The following is a 14,559-nucleotide window of genomic DNA, read 5'->3' on the forward strand; positions in this document are numbered from 1 at the left end:
GCATTTTCCCCTCCAGTCGTGACGAACGTACCCCCGGCCTACCGGATCGCCACCGTTCCGACGAGCCCACTGAGCCGCGGCACTTTTGCGTTTCTGCCACGAGATCCGTACGTGGACGCGAATCAACAGTCTCGAGCGAACCCCTTCGGCATGGACGAGGAGTGTCGGAACTGTCCGGCGCTGTGCCAAACGCGCACGCAGGTCGTCCACGGCTACGGCGACGTCGGCGCTGATTTCCTGTTCGTCGGCGAACGGCCGACGGCGCGTGCGGACGAGGTGGGTGTCCCGTTCGCCGGTACAGGCGGGAGTGACGGTGACGGTGGGCTTCGGCGCATGCTCGAGCGTCTTGGCCTCTGTGACGTCTCTTCCCCGGCCGACGAACCGATACTCGAGAACGTCTATCTGACGAACCTCACCCGCTGTCGCGACCCTGATCGGCAGCCGACCGACGAGGAAGTCACTACCTGCGAGCCATATCTCAACGCCGAAATTCGGATGATCAACCCGGAAATTCTCGTCCCCGTCGGCGAGCGCGCACTGACTGAACTGGGTACGGACTATACGACGACCCCGGCCGAAACCCTCACGCTCCCCGACGACCACGCCGCGCGAATTCGCGGTCGCGGGTTCGAACTGGTGCCCATGATCGATCCGCGTGACCAGACCGAAGAACAGACGCGAGCGTGGCTCGAGGCATTCGCGACACTGATGGCGTCGGATTATCGGCAGACGAAGGGAAGACAGGAACGGTAGACTGGCACCGGTACGACACCAGGAACGACCGGAACGATGGAACAATCGGAACGAACGACCGGGGCCGAAATGGAGCCGAACCGGCGGCCGCTACCTACCAGTACGGGTTTTCGCGCCAACGTTTCGAGCCCGCGCCCAGGCCGATCAGTGAACCGACGGCAAGTATCGCGACGACGAGGGCGCCGACAGTCGACGTGAGGTAATCGGATGAGTTGATCAGGTAGCCGTTGCTGAAACCGTATACGCCGAGGACTGCAAGCGCTGCGATCACGAGCGTCGCGAGCAGTCCGGCGATCGAGCGATCGTCCATACACGGCCGAAGACACTCCGCCGTTATAATTCGTCGCTATTTCGGTTCCGGTCTCGGTCTTCGACGCTTGAAACCCATACCTTCGAGGCCCGGAAGCGCCGCGTTCAAGGACCGCGCGCCCGGACTAGTCGGCATGATCGTCGTCGTTCCGGTCGATCCACCCCGGGAAGGCCTCGTCCTGTCGTCGCTCGTCGAGCAGTCTCCGATTTCCGACGGCGAGGCGGTCTCGCTGTACGAAGCCGCCGTCGCCGACGTCCTCTGGGCCGTCGCACGGAGCGGTGGCGACCTCCTGATCAACTACCGCGACGCGGAGAGTTTGCCCGAAGCGCACTCGGGCGGCGACCCCGAGAGCGAAGTCCGAGCCCTCGCCGTCGACGTACTCGGGGAGAGCGCGGACGTCCGATTCGAACGGCAGGTCGGCTCGAGCCGATCGGCGCGCGTCGGAAACACCGTCGCGCACCTTCTCGAGCGCGAAGATGCACAGAGCGTCGGCGTCCTCGAGCCGACCGTCCCGCTCGTCAATCGGACGGAGATAGACGGGGCGGCGATGTCGCTGCGTCGTCACGACGTCGTGCTCGGGCCCGCCGACGGGGGCCGAACCTATTTCGCAGGGTTTTCGGAGCCGATCGACTTTGCGGACGCGTACGCGACGCCCGAACTATCGTCGCTCGCACAGCGCGCGGTCGCCGATGGCTTCGGCGTCGGCTTCGCCCCGATGCTTCCAACAGTCGCGACGCCGGCCGGCCTCCGGTCGACACTCGTGGGGCTTGAGGCCCGGCGTGTCGCCGATCGGCCGATTGCCGAGGCGACGGCCGCCCTCGTGGATGAACTGGGGATTTCGGTCGGTGAGGACGGCGGGCTGGTGCGCGAATAGACCGACAACCCTTTTTGAACGTACGGCAAATCGGGAGGTGAGGTGGGGTGGCAGAGCGGCCCAACGCGCCTGCCTTGAGAGCAGGTGGCTGTCAAGCCTCATGGGTTCAAATCCCATCCCCACCGTTACTGTCGCGAACACGTTCGTGAGCGACAGCGAGGTCGATGGGATTCGAATCAGACCAGTCGTGCGCAGCGAAGCGAGCACGTCTGGGCGTGGTTCAAATCCCGTTCCTACCGCTTGTGCGACGGAGGACTCCGTGGGCGCCAGCGGGGATGGTGGAAATTCGAACGGAGTGCGAACCGGCCGCAATTCGGATTCCATCGTACCGGCCTCCGCCTACAACGGCGGAATCTCGAGGCCGATCGTTCTCGTTCGATGGTGGCCGACATCCGAGACGGCAGTTTTAGCGGCGTCGGTCGCACCGACAGCCGTTAGCGTCGGCACCGATCGCGGTACATTAGCAACCCTACGCCGGCCAGTACCGCGAGGACGGCGGTCCCGACGCTAAATCCGGGGACACTCCCACCCAGTCCATCGTCGGCTCCCGCTTCACCGTTCGACGGGGCGAACGTCGCCTCGAACCCATCGAAGTCGGTTCCGCCGCTCCACACCGCGTCGTTCTGCGATCGTTCGGTCGGCTCTGGCGACACCGACGCGAGTTCGTAGCCGTCGGGCCTCGTGACGCGGAACGGACGGTCGAGCGAAAACTCACTGTCGAACGGCTCTTTGAGCACGAGCCGATCCCCCTGTTGGGCGGCGAGTCCGTCCCACGTCACCGACAGCGTGACGACCCCGGTGTCGTTTCGTTCGCGGAACGAAATTCCGGCGTCGGTAATCTGCATCGCCCGTCCGGTTTCGTTTTCAGCCCTGGTTGCAATGGCCCGCATCCGTGCAGCGAAGCGCTCCGTTCGCTGCTCGCGCGCCGTCTCGTTTTGGCGAAGGGCCTGGAACGCCTGCCGTTCACCGTCGGTGGTCAGATTGAACGTGGTCGCGAGGGTTACGTGAGCCGACCCGTCCGCCTCGAGCGCCACGCCGAACGCCGGTTCGGCTGCTACCGCTTCCGACGTCTGATTCGCTTTCGCTCCCGCCGGTGCTGTGACCGAAACGGTCACGAGGAGTGCAATCATCACGAGAACGCACGCAGTGCGAACTCGTCGTCTGTTCGACCATACCGGGGATCGTTCATTAGCAGTCATACCGTTGAATCATGTCTCTCGAATCGTGGCATCGAATAGCGTCGTCAGCCGGGTCGGAACCGCGAACTCGGCCGAAGAATCGGCTCCGCATTTTCTTCGTCGGTGCCGATCTTCGTCCTAATCGGTTTCCGTTTCAGTCTCCTCGTCTTCGGTTTCCGTTTCGGTCTCGGCTTCGGTCTCCTCGTCTTCGGTTTCCGTTTCGGTCTCGGCTTCGGTCTCCTCGTTTTCGGTTTCCGTTTCGGTCTCCTCGTTTTCGGTTTCCGTTTCGGTCTCCTCGTCTTCGTCTTCCCGTTCATCATCGTCCTCTCGCTCGTCTTCGTCTTCCCGTTCATCATCGTCCTCTCGCTCGTCTTCATCTTCGTCGTCACCGTCTCGAGCCTCGATCTCTTCTTCGAGCTTGTACACCTTGCCCGACGAACCGTCGACACGAACTTCCGCTTCGCCCGTTTGGTCCGGCGCGTTCCGGAGAGCGAACTCGAATTCGTAGGCGCCTTCATGATCTTTCACGCTCGATTCGACGTGTTGCCAATCTCCCGTCTCGGGCGTCGCGATCGCTTTTCGAGCCGTCTGAAGGGCAGTCGACTGGCTCACAGAGATGGTTCGGTCGTCGTCGCGCGTTCGTTCGAGTTCGCGCGACCGTTCGCCGTCTTCACCCGTCACCTCGATGCTGAGCCCGTCGGCAGTCTCGAGTTCGATTTCGCCTTCCGCCTCACCGGTGAATCGATCGAGAAGCGCCGCCGCACCCGTTCCGCTGACGCTACTCACGTTGTCGATCGGATCGTCGAGCGTCGCTGGGTCGACGCCGGACGATCGGAGTTCAGACGCGGAGACGTTCGCCGCTCGTCGTTGGAGTTGCTCGTAACTGTCGGCTATGTTAGTCGCACGCGCGTTTAGGGTTGCGAGCCGTTGAGCGTACTCTGACTTACTGATATCACCCTCCTCGTATTCTTCGGTGGCATCCTCGTACTCTTCGCGGATGTCTTCGGCCTCCTCACGAAGCTCTTCTGCGCGCTCAGCGACGGCTTCGGCTTGCTCCTCCTCGCTCGCTTCCTCGACGGATACTTCGAACGCCGTGTTCTCGAAGTCCGTCTGTACCTCGTCGCTCGACACTCCGATGACCGTCGAGAGCTGCTGCCCGACCGTGACGTCCACGCTCGAGTCCGAGTCAGTTTGTATTGCGTTCTCCTGTCCCTCTATTTCAGCCGCCCCGGAACTCGCGGCGGCCGAATGATCGCTGGTCACCGAGGTCGCTGCCCCTGGGATGGTCATCCCGATGGTGAGCATCGCGATCAGTACGAAACCGATCGTCGTTCGTTTCATCGCAGGTGACACTCACACCACTCCGATAATAAACCGGGATGGTATTCGACGTGATTTGCAGCCGCTTTCAGTCTCTCTTGCGACCGTTTGCACTCATTTTCACACCTTTTCGTCCGTGGGATGTAATTTCGTCCATTTGCAGCCTCGATCACGGACGACGCGTCCAATTCGGCCGACGGCTTTATACGAAGGACCTCTAAACAGGTTCATTAGATGGTCGGGTCGAAAAGAATCGTTCCGGTGACGGTTCTGTTGTTCGGAGTCGTCGTGCTCTTGCCCGGGATGATGATCGTCCCCCAGGAAATCGTAGATGGTGTGTCACAACAGGCTGAGCCCGAAACTGACAACACCGTCACACGGATCGACGTGTACGCTAACGGGTCGGCACAGTGGACGATTCACATCCGAACACGACTCGATACGGACGAGCGCGCCGAGGAGTACGAGGCGTTCCGCACTCGCTTTCGGAATGACACGTCGCGATATCTCGGCCCGTTCCGAGAACGAATGCGCGGTGTCGTCGCCAACGCGGCAAACGCGACCGGTCGAGAGATGCAGGCGACCCGGTTTACTGCCTCCACCAGCATCCAGGAAGTCCCTCGTCGCTGGGGGATCGTCACCTATCAATTCACCTGGACGAACTTCGCCGCCCGAACTGACGAGTCCGTCGTCGTCGGCGACGCCTTTCAGAGCGGGTTTTTCATCGGGGCGAACGACACGCTCACGATCGAAGGTCCGTCGAACCACGCGATTGGTGGCGTAGAACCCGAACCGGACAGTCGGGACGGGAAAACGGTGACGTGGGTCGGCCGGGCAGATTTTGCAACCGATCGCCCGCACGTCACGTTCGATCCGAATAGGAAAGACGCCACGTTTCCCGCCGGTCGAGACGGTCTCGGGCTCATGCTCGTCGGAATCGCGGCGATGGGTTTCGTCATCACTACCGGATACACGGTCTATCGGTTGCACGGTGGGTCCGCCGAGACGGAGCAGTCGGTGACGATCGAGGCCGAGGAATCATCGGGCGATTCGACGCGACCGGCGACCGATCCCGCCGAGCAATCCGACGGCTCCTCGTCGGAGAAACCGGTCATGACGGACGAAGAACGTATCGTGGCGCTTCTCGAGGAGAACGGTGGCCGAATGCGCCAGGCGGCGATCGACGAGGAATTCGACTGGTCGCCGTCGAAAACGTCCCGGGTTATCGGACGGCTGGTCGACGAGGGATCGATCGAGAAACGCAGGCTCGGTCGAGAAAACCTGATCGACCTCGTGGACGACGAATAACGAGTCGGGGTGCGGTGTTCTCGACCGACCATTCGGCATCGGTCGCCGTGTTCGCCGTTTTCGACGGGAAGATAGCCGGTTCCGGATCGGTAGAAGCATCGGGTAATCGTCGATCCGCAACCGACCAAAAACCGAAGCAGGAATATGCCCGTGGGCTGTTCGAGCGCTTATCGGTAGGATAGCTCGAGCTCCCGCGCTCGAGACAGCAGGTCGCCGTCGTAGTACTCCTTGGTCTGAGAGGGGCGGATATCGTCGATAGCGCGGACCTGCTGGACGGTGTTGCGGAAGTTCTTGAAGGTGGCTTCGTCGACCATCTGGCCGTCGATGGTGACCGCGCCAGTGCCCTCGCGTTTGGCTTCGTTGAAGCGCTCGATCTTGTGGACGTCGCGCTCGAGTTCCTCGGGCGTGGGCATGTGGATGGTGTTGGCCTGAATGGTCTGTTTCGGGTACAGCGACCAGGAGCCGTCGAGACCGAGCTGTGCTTCGTGCTCGACCTGGTCTGCGTAGTCGTCGGCGTTGTAGTAGGTCAGGCCGGCGCGTTCCTTGAACAGGTCGTCGAAGGGACCGCCGATCGAGAGCAGATCGGCTGCGCTGGATTCGTTCGAAAGCGCCTCGAGCAGGCCGTCCCAGCGGGGCATGCCGTCGCCGAGATCGCGACCGCCGAGTTCGGCGGCGTAGTCGACGGGACCGAAGACGAGTGCGGTCAGTCGGGAGTTCTCGCCGAACTTGGAGATCTCGCGCAGATCGGAGCGGGCGCGGCCGGTCTCGATGATGACCGAGAGGCCGATCGAACCATCCTCGTAACCGTGTTCGGCCTCGGCCTCGGCGACGACCTCGGCGGCACGCTGGACGTCCTCGAGACGGCCGACCTTGGGGACGACGACGCCTTCGATTTCGTCGCCGATCTCGGCGACGAGTCGGTCGATCTGGTTGCGTCCTTTCTCGCAGTATTCTTCGTCCTCGTAGCTCCACTCGACGCGGGGCCAGATTTCGCCGGGGAAGTCGTACTGGGGAACCTTCTCGATGGTGTTTTCGAGCCCTTCGGCTTTCATGTCCGGAGCCGTCCCGTCTTCCATGTCGGGAACGAGCCAGTCGGGTGCCTGAAAGCCCTCGGCCTCGAGAGCGGAGACGAGGTACTTCGCCGAGTCGTCTTTCGGAACGGCGGCCGGTGCGGTCTGGAACGTACGGCAGAGTCGGATGTCGTCGGTCATGTGTCTGAATTCGTTGTCGCTTGCGGGCGTTTTTGATAATCGATCGTGTCAGTTAGAACGCTTTCGGATCTCGGCCGTTCGAGTCCCGGAGTAGACCGGTTCGTCGTTCTGATTGAACGCGATGTGTTCGAACGTAACGGTGCCCGCCTCGTCGCTCGAGGCGTCGTTCTCGGCCTCGATAACCCGTGTAAAAGCGTAGACCGTATCGCCGACCGCGACGAACGTGTGGAACGATTCGTCGTCGAAGCCGACCTCACGCCACGTTCGTTCGTCAGAGCGGGCGTGTCCGAGTGCGGTCGAGCGGGTCACGTCACCGTAGGTGACGATGTTACCCGACGGGGAGTCGGCCATTTCGTCGACGTTGTGGTGCTGCTTGGCCGTGTTGAGCGTCGACAGCGGCAGCGAGGCGACGGTAACGTCGTCCTGCGTTCGCCCACGTTCGTGGCGGTACGCGACGGCGGCGTCGCGATCTTTGGCTTCCTCGAGTGCGTCGACGAAGTCCTCGAAGTACCCTCCCTCGGGAGTGACGAACTCCTCGGGGAGATCGGGACCGTCGTCCGCTTCGGCGGTCGTCGTGCCACCATCGGTTCGCTTTCCGCTCCCGTCCGTCGCGACGGGTTCGCGGCGGGGAATCATGTTGGTCCGTTCGTATGAACACAGCACCTCGCCGGTCTCGGCGTCTTTACCGCGAGTCCGCCAGGAGACGATGCCGTAGTTGGGCCGAGAACTCGAGGTGGCGCAGTTGACGACTTCGCTTTCGACGTGGAGTTCGGTGCCGGTGTAGACCGGCGCGGTGGGGAACCGCACGTCAGTTCGACCGAGGAAGTAACCCCCTTTCTCACTGAGGTCCTCGACGGTGATACCGAGCGTCGCGGCGGTCAGGTAGTCGGGGTGGACCGGCGGCTCGTCGAAGCCGCGTTCTTCGGCGGCGTCGGTCCGCCAGTAGGCGGGGTCGTGGTTGAGCGTCTGGCCCATCCACTGCTCGTTGCCGAACTGGGTGAGGGTGAGTCCGGGATCGTGTTCGATCACGTCGCCCTCTTCGAAATCCTCGAAGCAATTCCCTTTCTCCTTGATTTCGACCTGTTCGAGCGCCTGTGCGAACGTATCGGGATCGGTCCACTCAGTCATCTGCTGTCACCTCGTCTGTGTCTACCGTTAACTGTTCTCGCTTCCGTCGGGCGATCGTTCGTCGCATCTCGTTTTCGACGATCATGTACCCCTCGTCGAAGCCCATGCCGGGTTTTGCGAGCACCTGTGCGGCGTTCGTCGCGAGTGCAACGTGAGCGCAGGCGCGCGCAGAGGTTTCCGTCTCGTTGCAGGTTCCGCCGAGGTAGGCTTCCGTATCGGTCCCCTCGCAGTAGCGGACCGCCTGTCCGCTGCGGTGGATGCCGCCCAGATCGGGCGTCTTGACCTGTACGAGGTCGGCGGCTTCGGCGTCGACGAACGCCTGCACGTCCTCGAAGGTGTTACACCACTCGTCGGCGACGATGTCGACGGAAACGTTCGTCTCGGCGAGTCCCTCCCGAAGTTCGACCATCGCTTCGATCTGGTCGGCGCGGTTGCCGACGTCCATCGGTCCCTCGATCTGAATCGGGAACGGCGCTGCGGCCTCCTCGAGCGCGGCGAAGTACTCGACCACTTCGTCGCGGTCGTACGGAGCGCCGAAAACTTCGCCGATCATCCCGTAGACGTCGATGTGGAACCGCGGCTCGTACCCGTCGGGACCAAGCTCCTGGGACCGTTCGACGAGCCACTCGACGTATTCGAGCAGCGTCTCCCCGTCCTCGCCGATCTTCTCGACGCTGTTGATGAGCGCGTGGGGCAAGACGGGAACGCCCTTGATGAACATCTTCTCGGTGTTGGTGTAGCGGTCGTCGCCAGATTGCCCGAAGACGGGGACCGGTTCCATCGCAGGCTCGGTGCCGAGCGCGTCGGCCACGACGTCCGTTCGGGTCGTCTTCTCGGCCTCGGCAGCCGCCGCGAGCAACGCCTGCGAGACGCCGTAGCGGATCGCAGTGTGAAGTCGATCGCCCTCCACCGTCATCTCCTCGAGCAGTTCGGCGTTCGTGAGGAACTCGGTCGCGTCGCGGCCCTCGAGTTCGTCGGCAACGGGGCCGTCGATGACCGGTGCGTATTCGTCGGCTTTGAAGAGGGGGTCGCGGCCGCCGGCACCGGAATACTGGACTGCGGCACAGTCGCCGCGCACCACGGAGCCGTCCGCGAGTTCGATGTCGACGATGATCGACTCGCCTGCCTGTCGAATCTCGTCGAAGCCGTCGGTGACGGGGTCGCCTTCGTAGGTGAACCCGTCCTGCGTTGCTCCCCGCTTGATCGCGCGCTGGTCGTCGAAAAAGAACCCGGAGTAGCCGGGCGTGGCGTACACTCCTTTAATTTCCATCTTAAACGTCACCCTGTGGTCGACCGATGAGTTTTCCGTCGCTGATCGCGTCGACGTCGTCTGCGACCATCCGGAACGACTGGTCGCGGCCTTCGGTGGTAGCACGTTGCGAGAGCCGAGCCCTGTGGATCTCCTTGATGTCTTCGTCCATCGCGAGGTCGGCCCACTCGAAGATGCGAACTCGACCGTCGTCATCCCGCGCCGGGAGGACGGCACCCTTCGCACTGTCGCTGGGTGCGAACGGGACGTCGAGCGCTCCGGAGTCGAAGGCTTTGAGCGTTCCCTGGACGACGTCGCCGTCGCCGTGTTCGAAGATCGTATCCATCAGACACCGAGTCTCGCGCTCGATAAGGTCCTGTTCCTCCTCGATGCCGTCGATGTCTATTTTCTGTTCGATCGCCATGTCGATGACCTGCCGCGTGGTGCGCAGCCCAGATGCATTGGCCTCCTTGGTCGGAACCCCCTGGAACTCCTGGGGTGACTTGGTGATGACCTTGTCGGGCTGGGCGATTGCGGCGGTCATCCCACCCAGACTGATGACGCCGTTTGCGCGCGCTTCGTCCGGCGGGAAGCCGCCCATCCACTCGTGGAAGACGGTCGTGACGACGACCTCGTCGGGCAGGTACTCGTTGCCGAGTTTCTTCAAGGCGTTCAGGGCGGCGACGTCCTGTACGACGTTACCGACCTGGCCGTAGCCGAGCGTGATCGATCGCACGCCCTGCGTCGCCGCCAGCTTTCCTTCGACCAGCATGATCGCGATCGCGATAGAAGGCGGGACGAGCGTCCCCGTAAGCGGACCGAACGGCTCGCGGTTGATCCGCACGCCGCGTTCGGTGTATGCCCCCGCCAGCCGATCGACGAACTGCCATTTCTCGATCGTCTCTTCGAGTCCGTGTCGTTTCGTGTACGGAATGTTGTACGAAATCGGCCCTCCCTCAAAACTCTGGAAGCCGCCGGCGAACGTAATCGCCGCGAGCAGCCTGGCGTCCGGCGTTCCGTGGCGGACTTCGATCGGCGCGTCGATCGCATCGATCAGCTGCCGACAGCCGTCGACGCCGTGATTGACTGCGGGGAAACCGTTGAGAGTATCGTCACCCGTCTCGCGGGCCTTTTCTAGACCCTGCTGGGCCTTCTCGTACTCGTTGTCGCGCGTGTACGAGTCGATGGTGGTCGGCAACAGATCCGCCTGCCCTTCACGGTGAAGGTACTGCAGGAGTTCGATTTGATCGTCGAGCCGGGGAACGCCGGCTCGGGGCTGGAGAAGCGGTTTGTCGGCCGACTCGAGGACGTCAGCGAAACGCTTGCGGTCCGGAAGCGACTCGTGGTACTCGATCGCTTCCTCGAAGTCGACGTCCGCCCCTGTCGACCAGTTCGACCGAATCTCCTCGTCGATACGCTGTAGCTCGTCGGATGGTATGCGTTCGTCTCGTATCATTTAGTCATCTACGAACTGATAGTTGCCCGTTCCGACTCCGTCGGTCTGATCTGGAGGTCTTCGCGGAGCGCGGCAATCGCGTCCTCGGGATCGGTTTCGGAATCGAAGACGCGGTCGAACCCGAGCTCCCGGAACGTTCGCCGGGTTTGCTCGAAATCGTCCTGACCGACGGCGAGGTTGCCGCCGATGTACGTGACCGCGTCGACGCCAGCGTCCTCGAGGACGCTGTGGAACCCCTGGCAGTCCTGTTCGGCGTGGCCGTAGAGCGAAGAGACCAGTACAGCCTCTGCGTCGTGTGCTACCGCCGCCTCGGCGAATTCCTCCTGAGAGGTCTGGACACCGAGGTTCACGACTTCGAAGCCGGCTGCGCTGAAGGCTTGCTCGAGGATTGTGATGCCAACGACGTGGGCATCGGAGCCGATCACGCCGAGGACGACCGTGTGGGACATCGTATGCAGAACCATGAGGAACTCCCGTATAAACCTAATGATCTTCAATGATAATACCCCTTAAACATCCTAGCAGCGTCTCTATGGGGAATGATCACATGAGATGTGGTACTGAGCATCCAAGTACATGATCAATGGTAAAGGTTTTGGCGATGGTTTCGGTAGGTGGCGGTACAGACGAAATATGGGAGCCCTTTCAAACCTGCGCGTATTGGACCTGACTCAGGTGCTTGCGGGACCGTACTGTACGATGTTACTCGCCGACATGGGAGCAGACGTAGTGAAGATCGAGCGCCCAGGTGGCGACATGATACGGTCGTACCCGCCGTTCATCGACGACCCCGAAACGGAAGCGTACGGCGGCTACTTCCAGAGCGTCAACCGCGGCAAGAAGAGCATCGAACTGAACCTCGGCGACGACGAGGATCGTGCCGATTTCCTCTCGCTCGTCGAGGAAGCCGACATCGTCGTCGAGAACTACCGGTCGGGGACGATGGAGAAATTCGATCTCAGCTACGAGACGCTTACCGAGTACAACCCGGACCTGATTTACTCGTCGATCCGCGGCTTCGGCGACCCGCGGACGGGCGAAACCGACCGACAGGGACAGCCATCCTTCGACCTCATCGCGCAGGCACTCGGGGGCGTCATGGAAACGACCGGGCAATCCGACGGCCCACCGACGAAGACCGGCCCCGGCGTCGGCGACCTCTTCACCGCGACGCTGAACTGCATCGGCATTCTCGCGGCGGTCAACCACCGCGAACAGACCGGCGAGGGCCAGTACGTCGACACCGGCATGTACGACTCGATGCTCAGCTTTACCGAGCGCGCCATCTACCAGCAGTCCTACACCGGCGAGGCACCGACCCGACGGGGCAACTCCCACCCCACGCTCTTTCCCTACAACGCCTTCAAAACGGACGACGGGTACGCTGTCATCGCTGCCTTCAACAACAACCACTGGGCGGAACTCTGCGACGTGATGGACCGCGAAGGCTTGGCCGAGGAGTATCCCACGACGCAGGAACGGTTCGAGAACCGCGAGGCACTTCGCAAGGAGATCGCCGACTGGGCCCGCGAGCAGACCAACGACGAACTCGTGGGCAAGCTCGAGGGCTGCGTCCCCGCCGCCCCCGTCCAGAACACAGAGGAAATCTTCGACGACCCGCACGTCCACGCTCGAGACATGCTCGTGCCCGTCGAACAACCTGGTGCCGACACCGACGTCGAGATAGCGGGCACCCCGATCAAAATGAGCGAGACGAACCCCGAACCACGCGGTCGCGCACCGCTGCTCGACGAGCACCGTGACGAAGTGCTGGGCGAGAAAGCAGACGTCGAAACGGCCGACGACTGAACCGTCTATCAACTGATTCCCGTCCGCAAATTTCGCTTCTTAGTCCGCTGGTTCCCCGGTACAGTCGTCCACGCTTCGACTAACTGTGTCTCCGGTATCCGTCTCGTCGGTCCACTGACCGACACCCCGGCAGTACTGGCCGAGTAGCCGAAGTACGAACGGATATCGGTAGCTTTCGGCTATCTCTGTGGCATTCCCTTTGAAAAATGTCCTACGATCGAAAATGAAAAATCGATCCCATGAGTAATTTTAAATAGAAGATAGTAATTACTTTTGGATACACGATGGCAAACAAGAGAAGTCGTCGGAGTATCCTTCGAAACGTCGGGACCACCGCAACAGTTGGTCTGGCTGCAGCACAGACGGGAGTTGCAGCCGATGAGGATGCGACTACCATCGAAAAAACACCCCTCGATGATTGGACACTCGCCGCGCTCGACCGAACGATTCGACGGGCACCCGAATTCACCGACATCACGGCCCAGATTCGACGGTCGACGAATCGCGATATCGAGATCAGGAACGTCGGCGGGTACGTCGTTTCCGACTCGAGAGCGGAAGCGGAATTCCACGCCGTCTACTTCCAGTTCACGCCAGCGGCGGATGATCTTCAGGCTGGTGTCGTGTGGACGAACTCCCCGGATGGACAGCGGATTTTCGGTCGACTTGCTGGCACGGGGACGGAACTAACGGAGACACCGCGAGTACTGGATGAGGCCACCGCCGCGATACCTGACCACGACTCCGAACAGATCAGAATAGAGCGGTTCATCGAACCCGACTCGGACATCGCAGTCGCTTCGATTGTCCCTGCAGACGGTGATCTGGCGGCGCAGTCGGAACGCGACGCTCTCGAGTACTTCGGTACCGTCGATTTACAACAAGAGACCGTACGCGCCCAATCGGTATCGGACTTTATCGGCTGTGTCACCAGCGGCGCAGGCGGAATCGTCACCGGCGGTGGAGCCTGTGCGATCACCTGTCGTGACGGGTGTTTCAAAAAGCCGAACTACCTCGGGTGTCTCGTGTGTGCAGGATGTTCGGTAGCAGTCGCATGTTACCTCGGCAAGTGTGCAGACGAACATCTCAGCAGTGCATTTTGTAACGCAGCCCTTGCAGACTGTGTGTTTCCCACTCCCAATGCCGGCTCCTGCGGGGTCGCATACGGATGTAAAATAGGCAACTGCTCGATAATTTAATCAGATAGGTCGGCGTACTATCCACGAATGACTGCCCATCTGGCGCTCGCTCGCCACCAGACGGCTGCGATGATCGTCGGATCGATCGTCATTATTGGAGCCGGTCTGGCGACGATGGTCGAGCCAGCGTTACAGCCGCTTAGTGTCGTCGCCGTTGGCACTGTAATCGGCTTCGCAGTACTCGCTCCGTATCTCCCCATCGTCGATATTGGCCACCCGCCGATGTCTCTGGTGGGAATTTTCATCGGCAGCATCGGCATCTTTGGTATCATCACCGAGCTCGGCCCAACCGTACTGATGTGGGTGTACATTCTCGGCGGGATCGGGATGATCCTCGAAGAGCAGATACGTCGACGACGATGAGGGGTGTTCCGTTGAGAACAAGTACCCCGTCAATCAGGTATTGCAGCTACGGATAACACGGTCCCGGAGTCGACTACGAACACCGATTGTCGAGGTATGACGATGATACAATCCGGTTAGTTCCACACCTCGTTCTCAGTTGCTATTGTCCTCTGTGGCTATGGTAGTCGTTGAACGTCATTGCACACTCCGCTCGCGAATTCGCAGCCAGCGAGCACTCACTGGCCGCAGCAGTGCGAGCGGTGGGGACATCGTTTCACCGACTACGGTTTGGACGCTGAGAGTATGGACGTGAGGTCCCGTCCTCGAACAGGCCGTTCACTGCGAGCCAGTCCCGGGCTGTGTCGTGATGTATCGCAGCGTCGTACCTCCTGTCGATATCGGCAGCTGGACGGCTGACC

Annotated in this window: 14 protein-coding genes and 1 tRNA gene; 7 read left to right on the top strand and 8 right to left on the bottom strand. The window is 61.6% G+C overall.

The window, feature by feature from the left end:
• Positions 1-150 precede the first annotated feature (150 nt).
• A complete protein-coding gene (locus HYG82_RS38240) occupies positions 151-753 on the top strand; it encodes a uracil-DNA glycosylase (RefSeq protein WP_179264615.1) in 603 nt (200 codons plus the stop codon).
• Positions 754-847: 94 nt separating this feature from the next.
• On the opposite strand, the gene HYG82_RS38245 is transcribed toward HYG82_RS38240, so the two are convergent.
• Entirely contained in the window at positions 848-1,063 is a 216-nt protein-coding gene (locus tag HYG82_RS38245; protein WP_179263012.1) for a hypothetical protein, read from the bottom strand.
• A gap of 133 nt (positions 1,064-1,196) precedes the next feature.
• Here HYG82_RS38245 and HYG82_RS38250 point away from each other — a divergent pair, with 133 nt between their 5' ends.
• Positions 1,197-1,937 (top strand): glycosyltransferase family protein, encoded by a 741-nt coding sequence (locus tag HYG82_RS38250; protein WP_179264617.1) that lies wholly within the window; start codon positions 1,197-1,199, stop codon positions 1,935-1,937.
• Between the two features lie 41 nt (positions 1,938-1,978).
• Positions 1,979-2,062: transfer RNA gene (locus HYG82_RS38255), tRNA-Ser, on the top strand.
• 309 nt (positions 2,063-2,371) lie between these two features.
• Here HYG82_RS38255 and HYG82_RS38260 read toward each other — a convergent pair.
• Both HYG82_RS38260 and HYG82_RS38265 read right to left on the bottom strand, forming a co-directional pair.
• Entirely contained in the window at positions 2,372-3,067 is a 696-nt protein-coding gene (locus HYG82_RS38260) for a DUF4897 domain-containing protein (protein ID WP_179263014.1), read from the bottom strand.
• 186 nt (positions 3,068-3,253) lie between these two features.
• Positions 3,254-4,456, bottom strand: coding sequence for a DUF7096 domain-containing protein (locus tag HYG82_RS38265; RefSeq protein ID WP_179263016.1), 1,203 nt, complete (start codon positions 4,454-4,456; stop codon positions 3,254-3,256).
• A 213-nt stretch (positions 4,457-4,669) separates the two neighbouring features.
• Between HYG82_RS38265 and HYG82_RS38270 the strand changes: the two genes are divergently transcribed.
• A complete protein-coding gene (locus HYG82_RS38270) occupies positions 4,670-5,743 on the top strand; it encodes a helix-turn-helix transcriptional regulator (protein WP_179263018.1) in 1,074 nt (357 codons plus the stop codon).
• 167 nt (positions 5,744-5,910) lie between these two features.
• Here the strand turns inward: HYG82_RS38270 and citE are convergent, their stop codons facing one another.
• From citE to glmS, 5 genes are read right to left on the bottom strand one after another with little or no spacing between them, the layout of a single operon-like run.
• Positions 5,911-6,954, bottom strand: a complete 1,044-nt coding sequence (gene citE / locus HYG82_RS38275) for an L-malyl-CoA/beta-methylmalyl-CoA lyase (protein WP_179263020.1) — start codon at positions 6,952-6,954, stop codon at positions 5,911-5,913.
• Between the two features lie 48 nt (positions 6,955-7,002).
• The gene (gene mch, locus HYG82_RS38280) at positions 7,003-8,082 is read right to left on the bottom strand and encodes a 2-methylfumaryl-CoA hydratase (protein ID WP_179263022.1); all 1,080 of its coding nucleotides are present in this window, start codon (positions 8,080-8,082) and stop codon (positions 7,003-7,005) included.
• Positions 8,075-9,352 (bottom strand): methylaspartate ammonia-lyase, encoded by a 1,278-nt coding sequence (locus tag HYG82_RS38285; protein ID WP_179263024.1) that lies wholly within the window; start codon positions 9,350-9,352, stop codon positions 8,075-8,077. Before HYG82_RS38285 ends, mch begins: the two co-directional genes overlap by 8 nt.
• Position 9,353: 1 nt before the next feature.
• The gene (locus HYG82_RS38290) at positions 9,354-10,787 is read right to left on the bottom strand and encodes a methylaspartate mutase subunit E (protein WP_179263026.1); all 1,434 of its coding nucleotides are present in this window, start codon (positions 10,785-10,787) and stop codon (positions 9,354-9,356) included.
• An 8-nt stretch (positions 10,788-10,795) separates the two neighbouring features.
• On the bottom strand, positions 10,796-11,251 hold the full coding sequence (gene glmS, locus HYG82_RS38295) for a methylaspartate mutase subunit S (RefSeq protein WP_179263028.1): 456 nt from the start codon (positions 11,249-11,251) through the stop codon (positions 10,796-10,798).
• Positions 11,252-11,420: 169 nt separating this feature from the next.
• On the opposite strand from glmS, the gene mct reads away from it, so the two are divergent.
• The 3 genes from mct (at position 11,421) to HYG82_RS38310 (ending at position 14,158) form a co-directional block, all read left to right on the top strand.
• On the top strand, positions 11,421-12,596 hold the full coding sequence (gene mct / locus HYG82_RS38300) for a succinyl-CoA:mesaconate CoA-transferase (protein ID WP_179263030.1): 1,176 nt from the start codon (positions 11,421-11,423) through the stop codon (positions 12,594-12,596).
• Positions 12,597-12,880: 284 nt separating this feature from the next.
• A complete protein-coding gene (locus tag HYG82_RS38305; protein ID WP_179263032.1) occupies positions 12,881-13,795 on the top strand; it encodes a hypothetical protein in 915 nt (304 codons plus the stop codon).
• 27 nt (positions 13,796-13,822) lie between these two features.
• Complete coding sequence (locus tag HYG82_RS38310) at positions 13,823-14,158, top strand: hypothetical protein (protein WP_179263034.1); 336 nt, start codon at positions 13,823-13,825, stop codon at positions 14,156-14,158.
• Positions 14,159-14,559: the final 401 nt, after the last annotated feature.

Source organism: Natrinema halophilum, assembly GCF_013402815.2.
Taxonomy (GTDB): domain Archaea; phylum Halobacteriota; class Halobacteria; order Halobacteriales; family Natrialbaceae; genus Natrinema; species Natrinema halophilum.

Bases quoted from the DNA above. Each gene is read 5' to 3' on its own strand.
- glmS (WP_179263028.1), bottom strand. From the start codon at position 11,251: ATGGTTCTGCATACGATGTCCCACACGGTCGTCCTCGGCGTGATCGGC.
- HYG82_RS38245 (WP_179263012.1), bottom strand. From the start codon at position 1,063: ATGGACGATCGCTCGATCGCCGGACTGCTCGCGACGCTCGTGATCGCA.
- HYG82_RS38265 (WP_179263016.1), bottom strand. From the start codon at position 4,456: ATGAAACGAACGACGATCGGTTTCGTACTGATCGCGATGCTCACCATC.
- mch (WP_179263022.1), bottom strand. From the start codon at position 8,082: ATGACTGAGTGGACCGATCCCGATACGTTCGCACAGGCGCTCGAACAG.
- HYG82_RS38260 (WP_179263014.1), bottom strand. From the start codon at position 3,067: ATGATTGCACTCCTCGTGACCGTTTCGGTCACAGCACCGGCGGGAGCG.
- HYG82_RS38270 (WP_179263018.1), top strand. From the start codon at position 4,670: ATGGTCGGGTCGAAAAGAATCGTTCCGGTGACGGTTCTGTTGTTCGGA.
- HYG82_RS38240 (WP_179264615.1), top strand. From the start codon at position 151: ATGGACGAGGAGTGTCGGAACTGTCCGGCGCTGTGCCAAACGCGCACG.
- HYG82_RS38305 (WP_179263032.1), top strand. From the start codon at position 12,881: ATGGCAAACAAGAGAAGTCGTCGGAGTATCCTTCGAAACGTCGGGACC.
- citE (WP_179263020.1), bottom strand. From the start codon at position 6,954: ATGACCGACGACATCCGACTCTGCCGTACGTTCCAGACCGCACCGGCC.
- mct (WP_179263030.1), top strand. From the start codon at position 11,421: ATGGGAGCCCTTTCAAACCTGCGCGTATTGGACCTGACTCAGGTGCTT.
- HYG82_RS38310 (WP_179263034.1), top strand. From the start codon at position 13,823: ATGACTGCCCATCTGGCGCTCGCTCGCCACCAGACGGCTGCGATGATC.
- HYG82_RS38285 (WP_179263024.1), bottom strand. From the start codon at position 9,352: ATGGAAATTAAAGGAGTGTACGCCACGCCCGGCTACTCCGGGTTCTTT.
- HYG82_RS38290 (WP_179263026.1), bottom strand. From the start codon at position 10,787: ATGATACGAGACGAACGCATACCATCCGACGAGCTACAGCGTATCGAC.
- HYG82_RS38250 (WP_179264617.1), top strand. From the start codon at position 1,197: ATGATCGTCGTCGTTCCGGTCGATCCACCCCGGGAAGGCCTCGTCCTG.